We start from the raw sequence: 18,465 nt of genomic DNA on the forward strand, positions 1-18,465 counted from the left end.
GATTTGAAAAGGACAACATCATGACCACGCAAACATTAGATGCGAATCCGGTGATTCGCACAACCAGACCACTAAAAGGCAGCAGTGCGAGAGCGCAGCGCTCTTCAGTGGCGGTGAAAACAGAAAAACAACAATCGAGCACAGCATCTGCCACTCGAGTTAATGCGCAGTCTCTGGCTGCATTGAGTAAGCATCTGTTTTTGATGGTGTGCGGCACCATCATGGTATTCCCATTCTTGTGGATGCTATCAGGCTCGCTGAAAAGCAATGATGAGATCTTCGCGAACCCATTAGATCTTATCCCTTCGCAGTTCCGTTGGGAGACATTCATTGAGACGTTCCAGAGTGCCCCTTTTGGTTTGTATATCTTCAATAGCTTCAGTGTGGCTCTGTTCACCACGCTATTGGTGATCGTCAACTCGGCTATGTTTGCTTATGCACTGACTCAGCTGAAGTTTCGCTCTAAAACCTTGCTCTATTTTGTGGTGATGGGGTGTTACATGTTACCGGGAGCTGTGACCTACATTCCTTCTTACATCACGTTGGCCAAGCTAGGGCTTTTGGATTCTCACATGGGTTTGATTGCGTCTAACGCAGCCTCGGTATTTGGTGTGTTCTACCTGCGCCAAGTGTTTATCAAGGTACATCCATCCTTGGTTGAAGCGGCGCGTATTGATGGCGCAGGCGAGCTAAAAATTCTTTGGGCGATAGTGCTACCGCAGTGCCGAGCGGCAGTAGCAACACTATTTCTTATCACCTTCATCACTAACTACAACAGTTACATGTGGCCGAGTCTGGTTATCACCACTCAGGAATTGAACCTGATTGCGACTGGGATTCGTCACTACTTTATCGCTGAAGGCAACTACGGTTTGAACTGGTCGCAGATCATGGCGGCGAGCACCATTGCTGTAATGCCTTTGTTGATTCTATTCGTCATCTGTCAAAAGACGATTCTTTCAGGTATCGCCGATAACGGCGTAAAAGAGTAAACGGAAATGAAACTAAAAACTCTCGCACTAGTGTGTGCTGGCGCAGCAAGCGCTTCTATGTTCTCTAGCAGTGTTCTTGCAGCAACAGAGGTTAACTTCTGGTATTCCGGTGGTACTAAGCCTCAACAAATGATGACTAAGCTTATTGAAGAGTTCAATGCGAGCCAAGATGAGTACGTTGTTAAGCCAGCTCTACAGGGTAACTACACGGAAACCTACCAAAAGCTGCAAGCAGGTTTGGCGTCTCGAACGGCTCCTGAATTGGTTCTTCTTGATTCAGGCCGTGCAGAAGCGATGCACGGACGTGGATTGAGCCGTGACCTAACGCCATTCATGGATGAAGAGTTTAACTTCTCTGATTTCATTGGTGCGTTTAAAGATCAAGTGACAGCAGACGATGGCACCGTGATTGGTTTGCCGGCTTACGGTACCACTCAGGTGTTCTACTACAACAAGCAAGTGCTGGCTGAGCATGGCTTTACCGAGCAAGACCTAGCGACTTGGCAAGGTGTAGCAAAGGTTGCTGAGAAAGTGACGCAGCGTGACGACAAAGGCAACACCACCTTCTATGGTTGGGAGCCGATGTGGGGTCAAGACAACATGATCGATGCGGCATTCTCTAATGGCGCCAAGATCATCAGTGATGACGGTAAGAAAGTGCTGATCGACGCTCCAGAGTGGGTTGAGGTATGGGACAGCTTCCGTCAATGGATTCATGACGACCAAATCATGCGTATTCACTACGGCGGTCAAGGCTGGGAGTACTGGTACAAGACTATCGATGACGTGATGAAAGACAATGCGCTTGGCTACACTGGCTCATCGGGTGACCAAGGTGACTTGGACTTCACTAAGCTTGCAGCGACCACTCAACCGGGTTGGGGCAACCACCCATCAGCGCCACAAGCGGGTGCGCTAGTTTACGTGATGCCAAAAGGCACAGACGACAAAGCAGCGAAGGGTGCATTTGAGTTTGTTGAGTTCTACACCAATGCGAAGAACACAGCAGCTTGGTCAATGTTCACAGGCTACATCCCAGTACGTAACAGCGTATCTGAGGTGCCAGAGTATCAAGCATTCACTCAAGACAACCCACAAGCTCTGATTCCTTTGAAGCAGGCGAACACGGCAACTAAAGACTTCCTTGACCCAACCAACGGCAAAATCATGGATGCTCTGAAAGTAGCGGCGGATCAAATCCAAATTCAGAACGTGCCAGCAGAAAAAGCGCTAAAACAGGCGGCGAAAAAGGCGCAACGTGCTTTGGATAGAGCGAATCGCTCATAACTTCGGGATCAAGACATCCCGTATCTAAAACAGTAGCCCATCAATGTGGTGGGCTATCATCTCATCGCTCTTTGTGATGTTTAATGTAGAGCAACTTGGTGAAAGCAATGAACCAATTTCAAGGTGAACTCTCTTTTGGCAGAGTGCGAATTCCCTTTCATGTCCCTGCGGACGTTGATGCCGTCAAGATTACCGGAACGACGGTAACCAAAGGCTTCTTGTACGCTGCCGCTTACGATGCCAATCAAAACTTTCGTGGCAAGGTACTGTTTGAAAAAGCGCATAAGTCGCTAGTGATTCAGCCACAAGCATCGGGCTTAGGCGCGATCGATGGGCCATTGGCTGCGGGTGAGTGGTTTGTTGAGCTGTACAACCTCGAAGGTGAGTTTCGTCGTGAACGCGCGATGCAATATCAGGTCGATATCGCCTTTCCTGAATCATCGAACGGTGAAGAACTGGATCTTCAATCGGTGGTGACTGCATCGCACCAGATCGAATTTGATTACAGCCAGATGCTGAGTGCAGAGTCGCGTTGGTATCGTGGTGATCTTCATGCCCACACTCAGCTTTCCGATGGACACAACACGCTAAGTGCCGCAAAAGAGATTGTTGAGTCGCAAGGCTTAGATTTTTTCTTCATAACCGAACACAACATATGTCAGCCGAAACTGCCGCTTTCAAAGCAGTGCCTGTTTCTCCCTGCATTAGAAGTCACAACCGATCTTGGGCATTTCAATGTTCATGGTCCAAGTCATTCTTTGGATCTAACAGAGGTTGAACATACGAGTCGAGCCACTATGGAAGCGGGGCTACAACTTGCTAAAAGTGGACACAGTTCCCTTGGCATTAATCACCCGATGATGAAGCCGTGGCATTGGCACTACGATGAAGTACTGCTGAACCAAGTCTCGACCTTTGAAGTGTGTTGTGACCCAACTTGGTCAACGTCTCCAAAAGCGACTGAAGATGCCTTAATGGTACTTAATGAGATGTGGAACTGCGGCCAGCGCATTACCGCGATTGGTGGCAGCGATTCACACCTAGAGCCTCATGAGCGCAACCCAAAAGCGACCGAGCCTTCCATTTACGGTGATCCTTCAACTTTCGTGTATAGCCATGGCTTGAGTGGAGAAGGGATCTTGGCCGGTTTGCGTAATGGACAAGTGTACCTAGAGCGCCGTTGCGGTCTGAAATTCGATATCAACCTTGGCGATCTGCTGCCAGGTGAAGACAGCAAAGGCCAAGCACTGACCTATCGATTATCCGTTCGCGACACGGAATATGACTATTACGCAGAGTGCGTGGTCGATGGCAAAGTGATCGAAAGAATCTATCTTACGGATGAAAAGCAAAGTCTTTCCGTTGAAGCAGGTTATCACTGGTGTCGTATCGATATTCGACGCGGTTCATCTTCTCAATACGGCTCAGCATCGCCAAATAAAGGCGAGTTTGAGGGCTGCATTAACGCTGTCTTTGATGGCACACAACTACAATTTAACCAACCTCTTGTCGACACTTGGGGTGAACTTATGGAGCGAGTAAATAGTGATGAAGTTTAAAGCACTATTGTTTGATAAAGACGGCACCCTATTGGAATTCCACAAGATGTGGCTCAACGTTTCTCGTGGTGCAAGTGAGCAAGTAAAAGCCTTCAGTGATAACCACCAAGGTAATCAAACTGTCACGGTTACTGAGTTACTCTTGGCTATCGGAGTTGAGGGCGATGTGGTTGATAACTATGGACTATTGGCTTCTAACCCAGTTGAAGATACCGCGATTGCATGGTTCAAAATGCTAGAGCCTTCGATATCTCTGACTGAGTTCACTCAAGTCACCAAGGCGGCTTTCAACAATCAAGTGGAAGAGAATCCAGAGTGGGTTGAAGCACTGCCGGGGGTAACGGAAAAGCTGACGTCGCTTAAGCAGCAAGGCATGTATTTGGGCGTAGCGACGGCTGACACCAAAGACTCGACGGTTTACACATTGGAGCAATCGGGCTTGAGCGAACTGTTTGATTACGTCGGCTATTCTGACGGCGATATTGAACCTAAGCCAGCACCTGCATTGTTGAATGCGTTCTGCGAGCAGTGTGGTATCGAGCCACATGAAGTGATCATGTTTGGTGACACGGTATCGGACATGGAATTTGGTCGAAATGCTGGGGCTAAGAACGTGGGTGTACTCACTGGCACGGCAAATCACGCCGAACTAGAGCCAATGGCTGACTTGGTGATTCATTCGGTTGCCAACTTCGACCCTCAAGAATTTAACGAATTGATTTAAGGACTGGTTATGGCTGAAGTAACCTTGAGAGGCGTTGAGAAGACTTACCCAAACGGCTTTAAAGCGGTACATGGTGTCGACCTCAATATTCAAGAAGGCGAGTTTATGGTGTTTGTTGGGCCGTCTGGCTGTGCCAAATCCACCACACTTCGCATGATCGCTGGGCTAGAAGATATCTCAGAGGGCGATGTATACATCGGAGATAAACGTGTTAACGATCTACCACCTAAAGATCGCGGCATCTCAATGGTGTTTCAAAACTACGCGCTGTATCCGCATATGTCGGTCTACGACAACATGGCCTTTGGATTAAAACAGCAAAAACTGCCAAAGCATGAGATCGACGAGCGTATTTCAGAGGCAGCGAAAACGTTAGATATCGAACACCTATTGAATAACAAACCGGGTGAGATGTCGGGTGGTCAGCGTCAACGTGTAGCGCTAGGTCGTGCTATGGTGCGCAAACCAGACGTGTTCTTGTTCGACGAGCCTCTCTCTAACTTGGATGCCAAGCTGCGTGTTTCGACGCGAGTGAGTATTGCTCAGCTGCACGATAACCTAAAGCAGGAAGGTCAAAACGCTACCATGATCTACGTGACGCACGATCAGGTTGAAGCGATGACCTTGGGCGACCGCATCTGCGTTCTTAATCAAGGTGAGATCATGCAGGTCGATACGCCAATGAATCTTTATCATCATCCTGCAAACAAGTTTGTGGCGGGTTTCATTGGCTCGCCAGCGATGAACATCATCAAAGCTCGTATTGATGAAATTGATGGCGTGATGAATGTATTGTCAGAGAGCGGGGTTCGTTGGGAACTGCCTCAAGATAAGCAAGCCATTGCTCGTGCAAAACAGGGCGAGTGGGTTTGGTTCGGCGTTCGTCCTGAACACATCAGCCTTGCGAATCATGATGCACCACTGTCTGAGGTCAATACTCAAAATCATCGTCTAGGTGTGGTGGAGTCTATGGGTAACGAGCTGTATCTCTACTTCCAACTCGGTCACGATAAAATGGTGGCACGCGTGCCTTTTGATGCTGACCGCACAGCAGAAAGTGGACAAGAGACAATGCTTCATTTCAATACCTCACAGTGTCACCTGTTTGACCTAGAGACAGAAGAAGCACTGATTGAATAACTTGAAGTGTCGAGTATTCGAAATAAAGAAATCCCCGCTCATATGAGTGGGGATTTTTTTAGGGGGAGTATCAACAGGAGTTTGGGTTTGTGCTCGAGGCTTTTTTGTTGGAGATAGCTAAACACTCTTGAGGGTTAGAACCATTTAATGGCTCGGAATCGCAATCCTTTTTTCTAGCCAACGAACCGCTTGCGATACCCCCAAAATAAGAACAAGGTATTCCAAAACCAGAAACGTATAGATCTCTAAAGGTAAATATTCGTTCACCACCAGCTCATTTGCTCGCCTTGTTAAATCACTCAAACCAATCACACTCACTAGCGAGCTCATCTTGAGGATATAAACAAACTGATTGCCCAAGGGCGGCAGTATCTGACGGAATGCCTGCGGTAAGATAACCAATCGCATTTTTTGCCAATAGTTTAATCCCAAGGATTCGGCCGCTTCGTGTTGGCCACGATTAATCGCTTGAATCCCCCCACGGAACACTTCTGCCATAAAGGCGCTCTCGGCAATGGTCAATGCGATTACCCCTGCCCAGAAGTGGTTCAAAGAAACATCGAGTAATGTCGGCATTCCGTAATACACCCACAATAACAATACCAATACAGGGATAGAACGCATCACCTCTACGTAAAGTCGATTAACCCCCCTGAGTATTGGAGAGCTGGAAAGCGCTGGAAAGGCGACCAATAGACCCAAAGCCATCGCAAAAAACATACTCAACAACGAAACTTGAATAGTCTCGCTAAAACCAGCTACCAAAAACTGAATGTTAGTTCGCCCATGCTCCGTTGACGGGTCGAGTACATACCATCCCCATTGGTAGTCTGAACATCCTGTCAGAAACAGCAGAGAAACTAGCGATAAGTGACGATAGTTCACATTTACTCCCAAAAACTCCATTTGTTATTGCTATGTTAACAACCAAATCTGTTTAATGGTTAATAATTAAGAAGAATATCTACATTCATCACTTAGAAATCAGCATTCTTTGAAGGAATAAAAAATGAAGAAAAGCTTAATTGCATTAGGAATGTGCTTACTTGCTTTTACACAAATTGCACATGCACAAAGTCGTTTGCAGGAGATACTCGATGCCGGAGTTCTTCGCGTTGGTACAACTGGGGATTGGAACCCAATGACAATGAAGGATCCAGCGACCAATAGCTACCGCGGCTTTGATATCGATGTCACGACTGAGTTGGCTAAGGACCTAGGCGTTAAAGTGGAATACGTCGCAACAGACTGGAAAACCTTGGTGAATGGCATCACAGCCAACAAATACGACGTGACTGGCAGCGCATCGCTCAACATGTCTCGAGCAAAAGTCGCTGGGTACAGCCAACCCTATTTCTATCTGGCTTTTGTCCCTGTTGTGCAAAAGAAAGACCTAGAGAAGTTCTCTGATTGGAGTGACTTTAACAAAGCAGAAATCAAAGTTGCCGCTACGCTCGGCACAGTACAAGAAAAAATGGTGAAGGACTTCTTCCCATCGGCACAACACATCGTGATTGAAGCGCCGGCACGTGACTTCCAAGAGCTTTTGGCTCGCCGCGCTGATGTCTCCGTGACTTCAAACGTAGAGGCTGCAACCTTAGTAGAGAAGTTTAAACAACTCGCGATTGTTCCGGTAAAAGAGCCACGCAAACCAACACCAATTGCGATGCTACTACCACAAGATGATCAGGTTTGGATTAATTACATTAACCACTGGGTTGAATTGAAAAAGACGCAAGGTTTCTTCAAGCAAACCGCTGAGAAGTGGGGACTGAAGAGCATGTAACGAGCTCATAGAGAAGAGAAAAATAGAGCCCTTAGGGGGAAGGGCTCTTGAGTTAGGAGCTTGCTTTAATTTGGGTTACGCGACCACTAACGTCGCTGCTTTTTTCATCGCTTCTTTGGTTGAACATTCAATCACGTTAGCATTGGCAAAGCGGTGAGCGTCTTTTACTTGAATATCGTGAGCCAAGATAACCAGTTTCGCGTTTGCGACATCTAGGTCGGTGATGCGGTTTTGAATGCCGTTTTGACCTTGTGTTTCTACCTTGATCTTAAGGCCAGCTGCCGCACCTGCTTTTTCTAGTGCTTTGGCTGCCATGAAGGTGTGTGCAACACCAGAAGGGCAACATGTTACTGCTACGATGTCGTACTCGCCTTCACCAGCTACAGGTGCTGTTTGAGCTTGTACTGGTGTAGCTTCAACCGTTTCTTCTTCGGTTTCAACTGCGACTGGTTTCCAGAAGCCAACGATGACCGCTGTGGTTAGTGAGCCAAGTGAAATACCAACTACGTACATTGGGATGTTGCTTGAAACTGGTGCTGTGATTAGGCCGCCCCATGGTGCGTGAAGTAGGATGTCTGTCATGAAGCCGAACACACAGCCAACAATACCACCGGCAACGATTGAAGGAAGAACGCGCATTGGGTCGTTTGCAGCAAATGGGATAGCACCTTCAGAGATACCGATAGAACCCATGATTGCCGCCGCTTTACCTGCTTCTTGTTCTTGTTTAGAGAACTTGTTTTTGAATAGGAAGGTTGCCAGTGCCATACCTAGAGGTGGTGTACAAATCGCGATGCCTACGCCGCCCATTAGCCATGGTTGTGTATCTACTTGAGTTTGAGCAAATAGGGTTGCCACTTTGTTGATAGGGCCGCCCATATCGAACGCTGTCATACCGCCAAGGATTGTGCCCAGAACCATCTTAGATGCACCCGCCATTGACGCTAGGAACTCGTTCATTGAAGCCATGAACAGTTTGATTGGCTCACCGATGCCCCACATTACGATACCTGCAGAGATTAACGTACCGACAAGTGGATAGATGAAGTATGCACCTAATGCTGTCATATTGGTAGAAAGTGGGATCTTCTTAAGTTGAAGCACCACGCCACCGGCAATAAAGCCAGCCACGATACAACCAAGGAAGCCGCCGCCCATGTCTGCCATGATGCCAGAAGAGATCATCGCTGGTGCCAGTGCTGGTTTGTCTGCAATTGAGTAACCAATAAAGCCGCCAAGAATGATTGGGAAAAGAACAAGGCCTTTGATACCGATGTTAGAGATGTCTGCCAGCAAGCCGTCTGCTGGAACCGCACCTTTACCTGATGCCATGACGGCTAAAGCTAACAAAACACCACCGGCTACAATGAAAGGTAGCATGTGAGATGTACCAAAAAGCAGGTGGCCTTTCATGGTACTAAGGAGTTTTTTATAGTCGCTATTTTTATTATTAGAATTACTACTGGTATTCGTAGTTTGGTTCGCTAGGGTACTCATAATTGTCTACGCCTTATGAATTAATTAAAATATTAAGGATTTGATGTTCATCTTTTGCGTTATGGATATCTTGAATAAATTCATCGCTGAATTTTCCAAATAGTTCTTGTAATACATAAATATGATGGTCAGCACCGTTGTCTGGTGAAGCAATCATAAAAAACACTGTTGGGTTAATGCCGTCTTCATCGCCATACTCAATACCTTCGCGCTTTACACCGACAGCAATCGCAGGCTCTGTTACTGCCTTGCTTTTCGCGTGTGGGTAAGCGATGCCATCCATTGAGGTGATGCTTTGAGATTCACGAATTTCAATGTCTGCCAAAAAGGTTTCTTTACTGCTGATTCGGTTATTCTCAAATAACATGCCTGCCAATTCTTCAAACAGTTCTTTTTTATTATTCGCTTGAAGATTGTTATTAATTAAGTTGACGTTAGTTAGCTGTGTGATCATTTATTAACTCATTCATTATTGAAGTTCTTGAATTAAAATTAATGGATTAACCCGATTCGCGAAATAGCAAATAAAAGCCCTTCACTGCACATTTGTACCAAGCAAAATTAAGTGTGATTTGCATCATTCATCCAGTGTGAGATGGGTCATGTTTGATGGCGTTTTGGATTAGGTTTTCGACATGCTAATAGCCTTCGTCAAAAACAAAAATGCCCCGCAAAAGCAGGGCATGAAGACAGTGTTGTGAGTTGTTGGAAAGCTAGCTGTAAGCGCGCGCTACTCGGCCAATACAGTCCAGTTTGTAGCTCTCTGCGTAAGCAGGAATGAACACCGACTGGCCTTTCTCTATAACGCAGGTTTCGCCGCATTGGTGAGTGAGCACCATGGACTCGTCGAGTGGTAATAGGATCTCGGCACCTTCGGTCGTGATCTGTCGTTGCTGTGAGTTTTGCACGATAGAGAACTTAAAATCTTCGACTGGAATTTCGTATTCCATCACATCACCTTGCTCAATCGGGTTGAGCAGCAATCTATCTGCTGGCTTTTCATTGAATCGAGTACAAGAAACCAGTTCATTCACGTCCATGTACTTAGGCGTTAATCCGGCACGCAGCACATTATCTGAGTTCGCCATGATCTCTAGACCTGTGCCTTTGATGTAAGCGTGAGGCGTTTCGGCATCAAGATACATGGCTTGCCCCGGCTTTAGGGTAATCACATTCAATAACAGCGGAGCGAACAAGCCGACATCACCAGGGTATTGAGCTTCAAGCTCTGAAATCAATTGGAATACACGTTTATCAGAAAGCTTAGCCTTCATCAGTAGCATGGTTAACGCCATGCCTTTTTGCTCACCTTCCAGAGACAACAGGCTTGCGAAGAAGCAGGCTAATCCATTGGGAGTTTGGTCGCCCGCGAGATCGTTAACCATCGAATGCAGCTCTGGAATATCGAGGTAATGGAAGTGCTCAAGGATCTCGCTTATCGACCTAAAACCATTCATCGCCGTGTAGTCGGTTAGGGCGTACACGAGTTCTGGCTTGTGGTTAGGATCCTTGTAGTTACGGTTGCCCGCTGTCATAGGAATGCCTTGTTGCTCTTCTAGTGCATATCCAGACTCGGCTTGTTGTTTGTTTGGGTGTACTTGAACAGAGAGTGCTTTCTCTGCTGCTAACACCTTGAATAGATAAGGCAGTTCACCAAATCGACTCGCCACTTTCTCGCTTAAAAATAGGTTTAGGTTCTTAGAGATCAAGCTCGACAGTGTGGTCTGCTGCCCGTTGTCGTTCACCATTGAACAACCATTCGGGTGAGCCCCCATCCAAATCTCTGCTTGTGGCTCACCAGTTTGGTTATCAATACCAAACAATTTGTTGAACGAAGAAGGGCTACCCCATGCGTAGTTTTGAATCACGTTGGTCATAGGGTAGAAAAAGCGTTGTGCGAACGAATCGTTCGTTAAAGAAAAATCAGACATCGAAATCACCATGAAGGGAAACATGGCTTGAGCTCTATTCATTCCTAGAAGATGAATAGAGGGGCCCAAGCCATTGGAGTTGGAATGGCTTAAGCCGCTGCTGTTGTTAGCTTGGCTTTGCGTAGATTTTTAAGCGCGATACAAGTAACCGCAGTTACGCCCGCACCAGACGCCATACACACCAGTGCTAGCAGTGGGTAGTTCATTGCGCCAAGTAGAGCAACCACAGGACCACCGTGAGCAACGCTGTTGGTGATACCAAAGGAGAATGCCATAACTGCTGCAGTCATCGAGCCAAGCACGTTGGCAGGGATAACCGACATTGGGTCTTGAGCCGCGAAAGGAATTGCACCTTCAGAGATACCCACTAAGCCCATCGCGCCTGCTGCTTTACCCGCTTCAATCTCAGAAGATTCGAACAGGTCAAACTTACGGCCAAGTCTGGTTGCGATAGCCATACCCAGCGGAGCAACAGGGATTGCACACGCCATTGCACCCATGAACTGAGTCTGACCGCTAGCAATCATGCCAACCGAGAATAGGAACGCCACCTTGTTGAATGGGCCGCCCATATCAAAGCCAGCCATGCCACCCAGTACGATACCAAGTAGAACCACGTTACCTGTGCTCATGCTAGTAAGTAGGGCTGTAAGCGCATCCATCAGCCCCGCGATAGGTGCACCGATAACAAAGATGAATAGACCAGCGATAAATAGAGAACCAGTGATCGGAGCGATCATGATAGGCACAAGTGGCTGAACGAATTTGTGGTAGTTAAGCGAGGTAATCCATTTAACGAAGTAACCCACTAATAGACCTGCGATGATTGCGCCAATGAAGCCTGTGCCTGCGTCAGCGCCATAGAAAGAACCGTTGTTCGCAATCCAGCCACCAATCAAGCCAGGGGTTAGAGCAGGGCGGTCTGCAATCGCGTAAGCAATGTAGCCGGCCAAGATCGGGATCATCAGGGTGAAGGCAACCACGCCCACTTCTAGGATTTGGTTCCACATGCTACCAGCAGGAATTGCCATGCCAGATTCGCTTGGCTCACCACCAATCGCTAGGGCTAGGGCAATCAATAGACCGCCCGTCACTACGAATGGAATCATGTGTGATACGCCATTCATCAAGTAACGGTAAAGGTCTGAACGCGCTTGTGAGGCTTTTTCGGCAACGGATTGATTGGTCGGCGCTTGTTCTGCTTGGTAGCTTGGCGCGTTGAGTGCTTGTTTAATCAAGCCTTGCGCGTCTTTGATTGGTGCTTTTACGTTGGTGCAGATAACGCGTTTGCCGGCAAAACGAGCCATGTCGACCTGCTTGTCACAAGCCACGACAATCGCGTCTGCACGTTCAATCTCTTCTTGAGTTGGGCTGTTTTTAACGCCGATAGAGCCGTTAGTTTCGACCTTAACATCGTAGCCAAGTGCCGCTGCGCCTTTCTCCAATGCTTCTGCTGCCAAATAGGTGTGTGCCACGCCAGCAGGGCAGCCTGTGACACCAATGATGAAGCCTTGGGTTTCTGTTGCTTCTTTGGTTTGAATTGGCTCTGGTTTCGTCAGAAGTAGTTCCAATGCCGTCTGTTCGGAATCGGCATTCATGAAGTTTTCAATGAAGCCTTCCTCAATCAGTTTTGAAGAGAGCTCGGCCAAAACTTCGATGTGGTGATTATCGCCACCATCGGGAGAAGCAATCATAAAGAACAGTTTCGAAGGCTGACCATCATCGGCACCGTATTCGATGCCCTGTTTGTGCACGCCGATAACAACCGCAGGTTTGATTACCGCGCTACTTTTCGCGTGTGGTAGGGCAATGCCTTCTTCAAAACCAGTGTTGCCTTGTTCTTCTCGCGCTTTAATGTCGGCAAGAAATTGTGCTTTGTCTGAAATTCGACCTTGTGCGTACAGCACGTCTATCAGCTCTTTAAATACGTCTTCCTTGGAATTAGCGCTTAGCGAAAGCTTAATCAAATCTTGATTGATCAATTTTGTGATCATAATGGACCCCTACTCTTTTTTTATTTTGTTAGGGGTATTCTGAAATTGATTCGGTGCCTGCTGTAGTGAAGAAAAAACGCATTTACTGGATGATTGTTGCCTTCTGAGTGGAGTGTGATTTTGATCGTTCAGTAGGGTAGTTTAGGCGGTGTGTTGACAGCTTTTAAGAGACGTTAAGGCTTTTATTGATAAGGGTTTAGAATGATTGGCTCATTGTGATTTTGGTGTTCCAAATCTGGGCTTAGACTGGATATTTATTTCCATAACTGGATTTTTGTAACCTAGATCTCAAATTGTGATTTTGCTCAATAGCGCTATGTTTCACTAAGGAGTATATCTATTCCTGTAGCGTTATTGCTGCTTTTAAGAGTTCGAATAAATGATATTTCATGACCTAATCTCGTCGGTATTAAATGAGCGAGAACCACTTCATAACATCTGGTTTGCGGGCGATTTTCACACGCCTTCAGCATTCAGTTATCAGGTGAACTTTCCGCGCTTAGAGCTGGTGCTCGACGGTGAGTATATTAATGAAATGGAGAGTCATGATCGTAAGATCACTAACGTTGTTGCTAAAGCGGGGGATGCGATTTTCATCCCACCTAACTGTTGGAACAAACCGAACTGGGATACGGACTGTTCGGTGCTAAGCATGCTGTTTGGGCGTCGACAGCTGGGTTTAAGCTTGGTGAGTAAACGCAAGGGTGAGGAGAGCTTCTATGATATCCAAAAGCACAGTATTCAGACTCGCTCTGGCTTTGCGATTGATAATATTTTGGAGGCACTTAGTTCATTAGCGCGCGAGAGTAACAAGCAGCCGATGGATGAGTTATTGCTGCAAGCGCTGCTTCAATACAGCAAGACCATGTTAGATGCGCCCGTCGAGAAGTCTCACAGCCGCGTGCAAGATGTGTATCAGGGTATTTGTATCTATATTCAAGAGAATTTCCACCGCCAGATCACGCGAGACAGCATAGCTTCGCGCTTTAGTATTTCCTCCAACCATTTGTCGCGAATGTTCCGCCAACAAGGCCATATGACGCTGGCCGAGTACATCACACGCGTGCGAGTCGACCGCGCCAAGTTCATGCTCAAGAAGTATAATTTTAAGCTCAATGAAGTCTCTGTACGTTGTGGTTTTAAAGATGTGAACTATTTCTGCCGAGTTTTTAAAAATCGTACAGGAAGAACGCCGAGTGAATATCGTAGCTCTATTTAATCTGGGGATTGAGTACTTACAGTAAACGAGAAGTGAGGTACATCAGCAAGGCTTGCAGGTCGATGCTACTTTTGGTTTTTTGCAAACGTTCGGTGATCTGATCATTGAGTAGGTTGCGTGTCAGATTGGTCGCTGCAATGATCTGCTCTCTCTGTGGTTTGGTCGGCATGACCAGTGCTATCGCGACATACACTTGTCCAATCTTGGACGCCCAATCAATCTGATCTTCGCTAACAATCACAGCTATCGACATTCTCTCGCAATGCTCAAACATTACGTGAGGCAGTGCAATTCCCGGTGCTACACAGGTCGAAGAACGTTCTTCCCGTCGAATGAATGACAGAATCAGTTCATCCGGATTCTCCGGGTAGATAAGGTGCGCTAAGCCTTTCAAACACTCGAATTTGGTGAGCTGAGTTTGCGCTTTAGCGTGGTGCCAATCAACCTCACACGGTGGGCTTATCTGAGGGAAACGCTGCATCAAGTCCGTAGAGAACTCATGATTAACCTGAGATCCAACCAAGACATAATGCTCGGCAATCACATCTTTGAGAACAAAGCACGCCAACTCCGCATCAAGTCCTACTGCGGTAATCTGAACCAGATCGCCTTTAAGCAGCCCCACTTGTAGTAGAGCCACAAGCTTAGAGAGATCCGCTGCTCGACCTTGAGTGATGTTGATGATACGAATAGAGCTTTTGAACTTGCGAGCAAGACGGCACAGAGGTTGGGCCGCGTGCGCACTAGCGGAGGCGTTGTCGACAAAAAACGTCAGTTGATATTCTGGGATCATGAACAGCTGCGACAGTATTTGATGAAGACCTTCTCTACGCTGAGCAACACGTCTTCCATCGCAATGCGCACGGTCTTATTAGCATCGAAGCGATTCGGTTGTTCTATTTCGATATCAGAGACGATCAGTACACGGTCGGCTTGGGCAATATCATGCGCGCTGAGTTGGTTTTCAACGCCCATTGCTCCTTGTGTCTCGACCTTGATCGAAACATTAAATTTAGGCGCTGTTTTAGTTAGTGCATCTGCAGCCATGTAAGTATGGGCAATGCCTGTAGGGCACGCAGTTACCGCTACAATTCTCATGATGGTTCTCTGTTTAGATGAAGAAAGCCCTTAAATATTAGAGGGAGTTGTTTGGAATTCAAAAGTCTCACTTCACACTCTGATTTCTTGGTTACAAAAATCCAGTTAATGCATGTTTAGTGCTATATGATTGGGTGGTTTTGACCGCTAACCTAATCATATATATTCAGTAATCTCGAGCCGCTATGGACATCACACATTTCATTGAATCTGATACGATCTGCTTGGATCTCAAGGCAACGACCAAACAGCAAGTGTTTGAAGAGCTAGTGGAGATGCTCGATGGCGCTGGTAAGCTTTCGAATAAACAACTCTTCCTTGAAGAACTGTGGGCGCGAGAATCAATAGGAAATACAGGGTTTGATGATGGTATAGCCATTCCTCATGCTAAGAGCCGTTCTGTGTCTAAACCAGCGATTGCGATTGGTATCAGTCGCGAGGGGATAGATTACGGTGCGGAAACAGGAGAGTGTTCAGATGTCTTCTTTATGCTTGCGTCTCCAGACAACAACGACGAACACCATATCGAGGTTCTGGCACAAGTCTCGACCAAGTTCATCGAGGATGGCTTTGTTACAAAATTGAAGGCGGCTGAATCCGTAGAAGACGTGATTATGCTGTTTTCAGACATCGATGCCTCTTCTTCATCTTCCAACGACGCTTATCAACCTATCGATGAGCAACTGTTAATGAGCAGCCCGTACACTCAAGCTTTGCATCGGGTTAAAGAACACCTGCTTTACGGTACCTCTCATATGATCCCATTTGTGGTCGCAGGTGGGGTGCTGCTGTCACTTTCCGTTATGTTCACTGGTCAAGCTGCGCTACCGCAATCGGGTTTTCTAGCCGATGTGGCGCAAATGGGCGTTGCTGGATTAACCCTATTTACCGTGGTGCTCGGTGGTTATATCGCCTACTCGATGGCAGATAAACCCGGTTTAGCGCCGGGAATGATCGGGGCTTGGGTGGCCGTAGAGCAATATCAAACTGGCTTTTTGGGCGCAATTGTCGTGGGCTTTGTCGCGGGTTATACCGTTCAGTTGCTTAAACGGATAAAACTGCCGGAAAGCATGACCGCGCTGAGTGCGATCTTCATCTATCCCTTGGTTGGCACCTTTGTCACTTGTGGAGTGGTGATGTGGGGTATCGGCGCGCACATTGCTCAGTTCATGACAGCGATGAACGAGATGCTGACTGGAATGGCAGGCTCGGGTAAGGTTTTATTGGGCGCTGTACTCGGTGGGATGACAGCCTTTGATATGGGTGGACCAATCAACAAGGTCGCTACCTTATTTGCTCAAACTCAGGTCAATACTCAGCCTTGGCTAATGGGTGGTGTTGGTATCGCAATCTGTACGCCGCCACTGGGTATGGCATTGGCAACCTTCCTCTCTCCTAAAAAATTCAAACGTGATGAGCGCGAAGCAGGTAAAGCCGCCGGTATCATGGGCATGATAGGGATCAGCGAAGGGGCGATTCCCTTTGCAGCGGCTGATCCAGCTCGCGTGTTGCCTGCGGTCGTCGCGGGAGGGATTGTCGGTAATATTATTGGCTTTATGTTCCATGTGATCAACCATGCGCCTTGGGGCGGCTGGATCGTTTTACCTGTGGTCGATGGAAAAATTGCCTACGTGGTCGGCACGCTTGCAGGCGCGTTAACCACGGCTTTAGTCGTGATCTTGTTAAAGAAAACCGTTGATGAGGATGACCAGGGCTATAGCCATCAAGAACTCGGTGGCTCTGTCACGGAAGAGGGTGTCGCAGATGTGCTGGCTGTTACGTCTTGCCCATCAGGGGTCGCTCATACCTTCCTTGCGGCGAAGTCATTAGAGAAAGCGGCTCAACAGCTGGGTGTGCGAATTAAAGTCGAGACGCAGGGTGCAAACGGGATTGGCAATCGAATCACACAAAAAGACATCGACCATGCGCGCTTAGTGATATTCGCTCACGATGTGGCGATCAAAGAGGTTGAAAGGTTTAGAGGTAAGAAGATTGTTGATGTAGGCACCAAGGACGCAATGCTTAATGGTCAGGCACTGCTTTTGAGAAAAGTGTAGTTCTTGAGAAAGGTGTAACGGGGCTTCAGATTGGCTCTTCGTTGATAGAGCCAATCTCACTCACTTTATCAAATCACTCTATTTGAAAGGGTGATACTTAAAGATATCTTCAACCATGGTATTGAGCAGATCTAAGTCGTCGCAAGTTTTCGCGTAAGTGCGCAAGCCTGCAATTTGTACCTGAACATGGCGAGCCAGATGTTTAACGTCACGGTCTTGGTCAATTTCGCCAGCCTGCTGCGCTTCTACAACTAGCTTGGCAAACTCACCTTCCATAACGACTAGGCACTTCTTCGCTTCATCAAGCAGTTCTTGGTGCTCGTTGGTGAGCTCTGCGACTGTCTTAGCGAGCATACACATTCCGTTAGGCGCACTCTGCTTAGACTCAACGACTGCGCGGCGAACAAAGCTCTCGAGTGCTTTAAGCGGGGAGCTGTTTTCTTCACGAGCACGCTTTAAGTTTGTTTTACCAAGTTCGGTATAGCGAGCCAGTGTCTCTTTAAACAGACCCTCTTTACTACCGAAGGTGGCGTAGATGCTGCCCGGTCGCATGTCGATCACGTCTTGCAGGTTACGCATTGACGTGGCGTGAAAGCCTTTTTCCCAATAGAGATTGGTGGCTTTGTCGATCACATCTTGTCTATCGAATTTCGCTGTATTTGCCATTGGGTAACCTTAAAGACTTTGAACACGTGTTCAACATTTTAAGCATGCTAGGCGTGAGAGTAAAGGATCTCACGATTTGAAGCCGTTGCTATTAGCTATCCACCACTTCGACGGTTTTGTGTTCTGCACCGTAGTAGGTGCCTTCATCAATGGCGTACATCAAGGTTGCATCGCACTCTGGGCACTCGAACTCTTCGTTAGGCTCAATCGCTTCGTCTTCAATCCAGTCCCAACCAACATGCTCTTCACAAGAAGGACACTTCATACGCTTGCCTCGTTTATAGTTCACCAGTTTTGTCAGCGGCGCATTATACCCATTCGGATCTCAACTGCAATACGCACCAATAAAATGCAAGTTGTTGCTTATTTGGGCATATACTTATTGTGTTGTATGTCACTTATAGACTTATTAGGTAGTGCCGAGCCTCTAGAAACCAGATAAAGCCCTATATTTTATAAGCTTAGCTGTTATTTTGACCGGGTGATGTCTCAGGATGGCACATTTATTGATTAAT

At 47.1% G+C, this 18,465-nt stretch carries 16 protein-coding genes and 2 pseudogenes; 9 read left to right on the forward strand and 9 right to left on the reverse strand.

Features of this window, described 5'->3' with window-relative positions:
* Positions 1-20: 20 nt before the first annotated feature.
* The 5 genes from KI655_RS16200 to KI655_RS16220 all read left to right on the forward strand — a co-directional run bounded on the left by KI655_RS16200 (position 21) and on the right by KI655_RS16220 (position 5,702).
* Complete coding sequence (locus tag KI655_RS16200) at positions 21-992, forward strand: carbohydrate ABC transporter permease (protein ID WP_285407129.1); 972 nt, start codon at positions 21-23, stop codon at positions 990-992.
* 6 nt (positions 993-998) lie between these two features.
* Positions 999-2,279 (forward strand): extracellular solute-binding protein, encoded by a 1,281-nt coding sequence (locus KI655_RS16205; RefSeq protein WP_285407131.1) that lies wholly within the window; start codon positions 999-1,001, stop codon positions 2,277-2,279.
* A 107-nt stretch (positions 2,280-2,386) separates the two neighbouring features.
* Positions 2,387-3,838 (forward strand): CehA/McbA family metallohydrolase, encoded by a 1,452-nt coding sequence (locus KI655_RS16210; protein WP_285407133.1) that lies wholly within the window; start codon positions 2,387-2,389, stop codon positions 3,836-3,838.
* Positions 3,828-4,562: an HAD family hydrolase gene (locus tag KI655_RS16215; protein ID WP_285407233.1), complete on the forward strand. Its 735-nt coding sequence runs from the start codon at positions 3,828-3,830 to the stop codon at positions 4,560-4,562. The genes KI655_RS16210 and KI655_RS16215 overlap by 11 nt, the downstream gene beginning before the upstream one ends.
* Before the next feature lie 9 nt (positions 4,563-4,571).
* A complete protein-coding gene (locus KI655_RS16220) occupies positions 4,572-5,702 on the forward strand; it encodes an ABC transporter ATP-binding protein (RefSeq protein WP_285407134.1) in 1,131 nt (376 codons plus the stop codon).
* 144 nt (positions 5,703-5,846) lie between these two features.
* On the opposite strand, the gene KI655_RS16225 is transcribed toward KI655_RS16220, so the two are convergent.
* The gene (locus KI655_RS16225; RefSeq protein ID WP_285407135.1) at positions 5,847-6,587 is read right to left on the reverse strand and encodes an amino acid ABC transporter permease; all 741 of its coding nucleotides are present in this window, start codon (positions 6,585-6,587) and stop codon (positions 5,847-5,849) included.
* A 124-nt stretch (positions 6,588-6,711) separates the two neighbouring features.
* Between KI655_RS16225 and KI655_RS16230 the strand changes: the two genes are divergently transcribed.
* Entirely contained in the window at positions 6,712-7,488 is a 777-nt protein-coding gene (locus KI655_RS16230; protein WP_285407136.1) for a transporter substrate-binding domain-containing protein, read from the forward strand.
* A gap of 75 nt (positions 7,489-7,563) precedes the next feature.
* Here the strand turns inward: KI655_RS16230 and KI655_RS16235 are convergent, their stop codons facing one another.
* The 4 genes from KI655_RS16235 to KI655_RS16250 all read right to left on the reverse strand — a co-directional run bounded on the left by KI655_RS16235 (position 7,564) and on the right by KI655_RS16250 (position 12,910).
* Entirely contained in the window at positions 7,564-8,985 is a 1,422-nt protein-coding gene (locus KI655_RS16235) for a fructose-specific PTS transporter subunit EIIC (protein WP_285407137.1), read from the reverse strand.
* A gap of 13 nt (positions 8,986-8,998) precedes the next feature.
* Positions 8,999-9,439, reverse strand: coding sequence for a PTS sugar transporter subunit IIA (locus KI655_RS16240; protein WP_285407138.1), 441 nt, complete (start codon positions 9,437-9,439; stop codon positions 8,999-9,001).
* Between the two features lie 259 nt (positions 9,440-9,698).
* Positions 9,699-10,916: a mannose-6-phosphate isomerase, class I gene (gene manA, locus KI655_RS16245; RefSeq protein WP_285407140.1), complete on the reverse strand. Its 1,218-nt coding sequence runs from the start codon at positions 10,914-10,916 to the stop codon at positions 9,699-9,701.
* Positions 10,917-11,005: 89 nt separating this feature from the next.
* On the reverse strand, positions 11,006-12,910 hold the full coding sequence (locus KI655_RS16250; RefSeq protein ID WP_285407141.1) for a fructose-specific PTS transporter subunit EIIC: 1,905 nt from the start codon (positions 12,908-12,910) through the stop codon (positions 11,006-11,008).
* A 379-nt stretch (positions 12,911-13,289) separates the two neighbouring features.
* Between KI655_RS16250 and KI655_RS16255 the strand changes: the two genes are divergently transcribed.
* Positions 13,290-14,129 (forward strand): helix-turn-helix transcriptional regulator, encoded by an 840-nt coding sequence (locus KI655_RS16255; protein WP_285407142.1) that lies wholly within the window; start codon positions 13,290-13,292, stop codon positions 14,127-14,129.
* A 16-nt stretch (positions 14,130-14,145) separates the two neighbouring features.
* Here KI655_RS16255 and KI655_RS16260 read toward each other — a convergent pair whose 3' ends face one another.
* Together KI655_RS16260 and KI655_RS16265 are read right to left on the reverse strand one after the other, a co-directional pair.
* Positions 14,146-14,919 carry a PTS sugar transporter subunit IIA gene (locus KI655_RS16260; protein WP_285407235.1) on the reverse strand — a complete coding sequence of 258 codons (774 nt, stop codon included), beginning with the start codon at positions 14,917-14,919 and terminating at the stop codon, positions 14,146-14,148.
* Positions 14,919-15,227 carry a PTS fructose transporter subunit IIB gene (locus tag KI655_RS16265; RefSeq protein ID WP_285407144.1) on the reverse strand — a complete coding sequence of 103 codons (309 nt, stop codon included), beginning with the start codon at positions 15,225-15,227 and terminating at the stop codon, positions 14,919-14,921. Before KI655_RS16265 ends, KI655_RS16260 begins: the two co-directional genes overlap by 1 nt.
* Before the next feature lie 185 nt (positions 15,228-15,412).
* Between KI655_RS16265 and KI655_RS24185 the strand changes: the two are divergent.
* Positions 15,413-15,842 (forward strand): annotated as a pseudogene (locus KI655_RS24185) (PTS sugar transporter subunit IIA); the annotation flags it as partial.
* 80 nt (positions 15,843-15,922) lie between these two features.
* A pseudogene (locus tag KI655_RS16270) lies at positions 15,923-17,284 on the forward strand (fructose-specific PTS transporter subunit EIIC); the annotation flags it as partial.
* 78 nt (positions 17,285-17,362) lie between these two features.
* On the opposite strand, the gene KI655_RS16275 reads toward KI655_RS16270, so the two are convergent.
* Both KI655_RS16275 and KI655_RS16280 read right to left on the reverse strand, forming a co-directional pair.
* Positions 17,363-17,950 carry a TetR/AcrR family transcriptional regulator gene (locus KI655_RS16275; protein ID WP_285407148.1) on the reverse strand — a complete coding sequence of 196 codons (588 nt, stop codon included), beginning with the start codon at positions 17,948-17,950 and terminating at the stop codon, positions 17,363-17,365.
* Between the two features lie 91 nt (positions 17,951-18,041).
* Positions 18,042-18,215, reverse strand: a complete 174-nt coding sequence (locus tag KI655_RS16280) for a hypothetical protein (protein WP_285407149.1) — start codon at positions 18,213-18,215, stop codon at positions 18,042-18,044.
* Between the last annotated feature and the right edge of the window lie 250 nt (positions 18,216-18,465).

It is taken from the genome of Vibrio sp. D404a, assembly GCF_030248535.1.
In the GTDB taxonomy this organism is placed as follows: domain Bacteria; phylum Pseudomonadota; class Gammaproteobacteria; order Enterobacterales; family Vibrionaceae; genus Vibrio.

Coding starts and splice junctions, on each gene's coding strand:
- KI655_RS16200 (WP_285407129.1), top strand. CDS start 21: ATGACCACGCAAACATTAGATGCGAATCCGGTGATTCGCACAACCAGA.
- KI655_RS16205 (WP_285407131.1), top strand. CDS start 999: ATGAAACTAAAAACTCTCGCACTAGTGTGTGCTGGCGCAGCAAGCGCT.
- KI655_RS16210 (WP_285407133.1), top strand. CDS start 2,387: ATGAACCAATTTCAAGGTGAACTCTCTTTTGGCAGAGTGCGAATTCCC.
- KI655_RS16215 (WP_285407233.1), top strand. CDS start 3,828: ATGAAGTTTAAAGCACTATTGTTTGATAAAGACGGCACCCTATTGGAA.
- KI655_RS16220 (WP_285407134.1), top strand. CDS start 4,572: ATGGCTGAAGTAACCTTGAGAGGCGTTGAGAAGACTTACCCAAACGGC.
- KI655_RS16230 (WP_285407136.1), top strand. CDS start 6,712: ATGAAGAAAAGCTTAATTGCATTAGGAATGTGCTTACTTGCTTTTACA.
- KI655_RS16235 (WP_285407137.1), bottom strand. CDS start 8,985: ATGAGTACCCTAGCGAACCAAACTACGAATACCAGTAGTAATTCTAAT.
- KI655_RS16240 (WP_285407138.1), bottom strand. CDS start 9,439: ATGATCACACAGCTAACTAACGTCAACTTAATTAATAACAATCTTCAA.
- manA (WP_285407140.1), bottom strand. CDS start 10,916: ATGTCTGATTTTTCTTTAACGAACGATTCGTTCGCACAACGCTTTTTC.
- KI655_RS16250 (WP_285407141.1), bottom strand. CDS start 12,910: ATGATCACAAAATTGATCAATCAAGATTTGATTAAGCTTTCGCTAAGC.
- KI655_RS16255 (WP_285407142.1), top strand. CDS start 13,290: ATGATATTTCATGACCTAATCTCGTCGGTATTAAATGAGCGAGAACCA.
- KI655_RS16265 (WP_285407144.1), bottom strand. CDS start 15,227: ATGAGAATTGTAGCGGTAACTGCGTGCCCTACAGGCATTGCCCATACT.
- KI655_RS16275 (WP_285407148.1), bottom strand. CDS start 17,950: ATGGCAAATACAGCGAAATTCGATAGACAAGATGTGATCGACAAAGCC.
- KI655_RS16280 (WP_285407149.1), bottom strand. CDS start 18,215: ATGAAGTGTCCTTCTTGTGAAGAGCATGTTGGTTGGGACTGGATTGAA.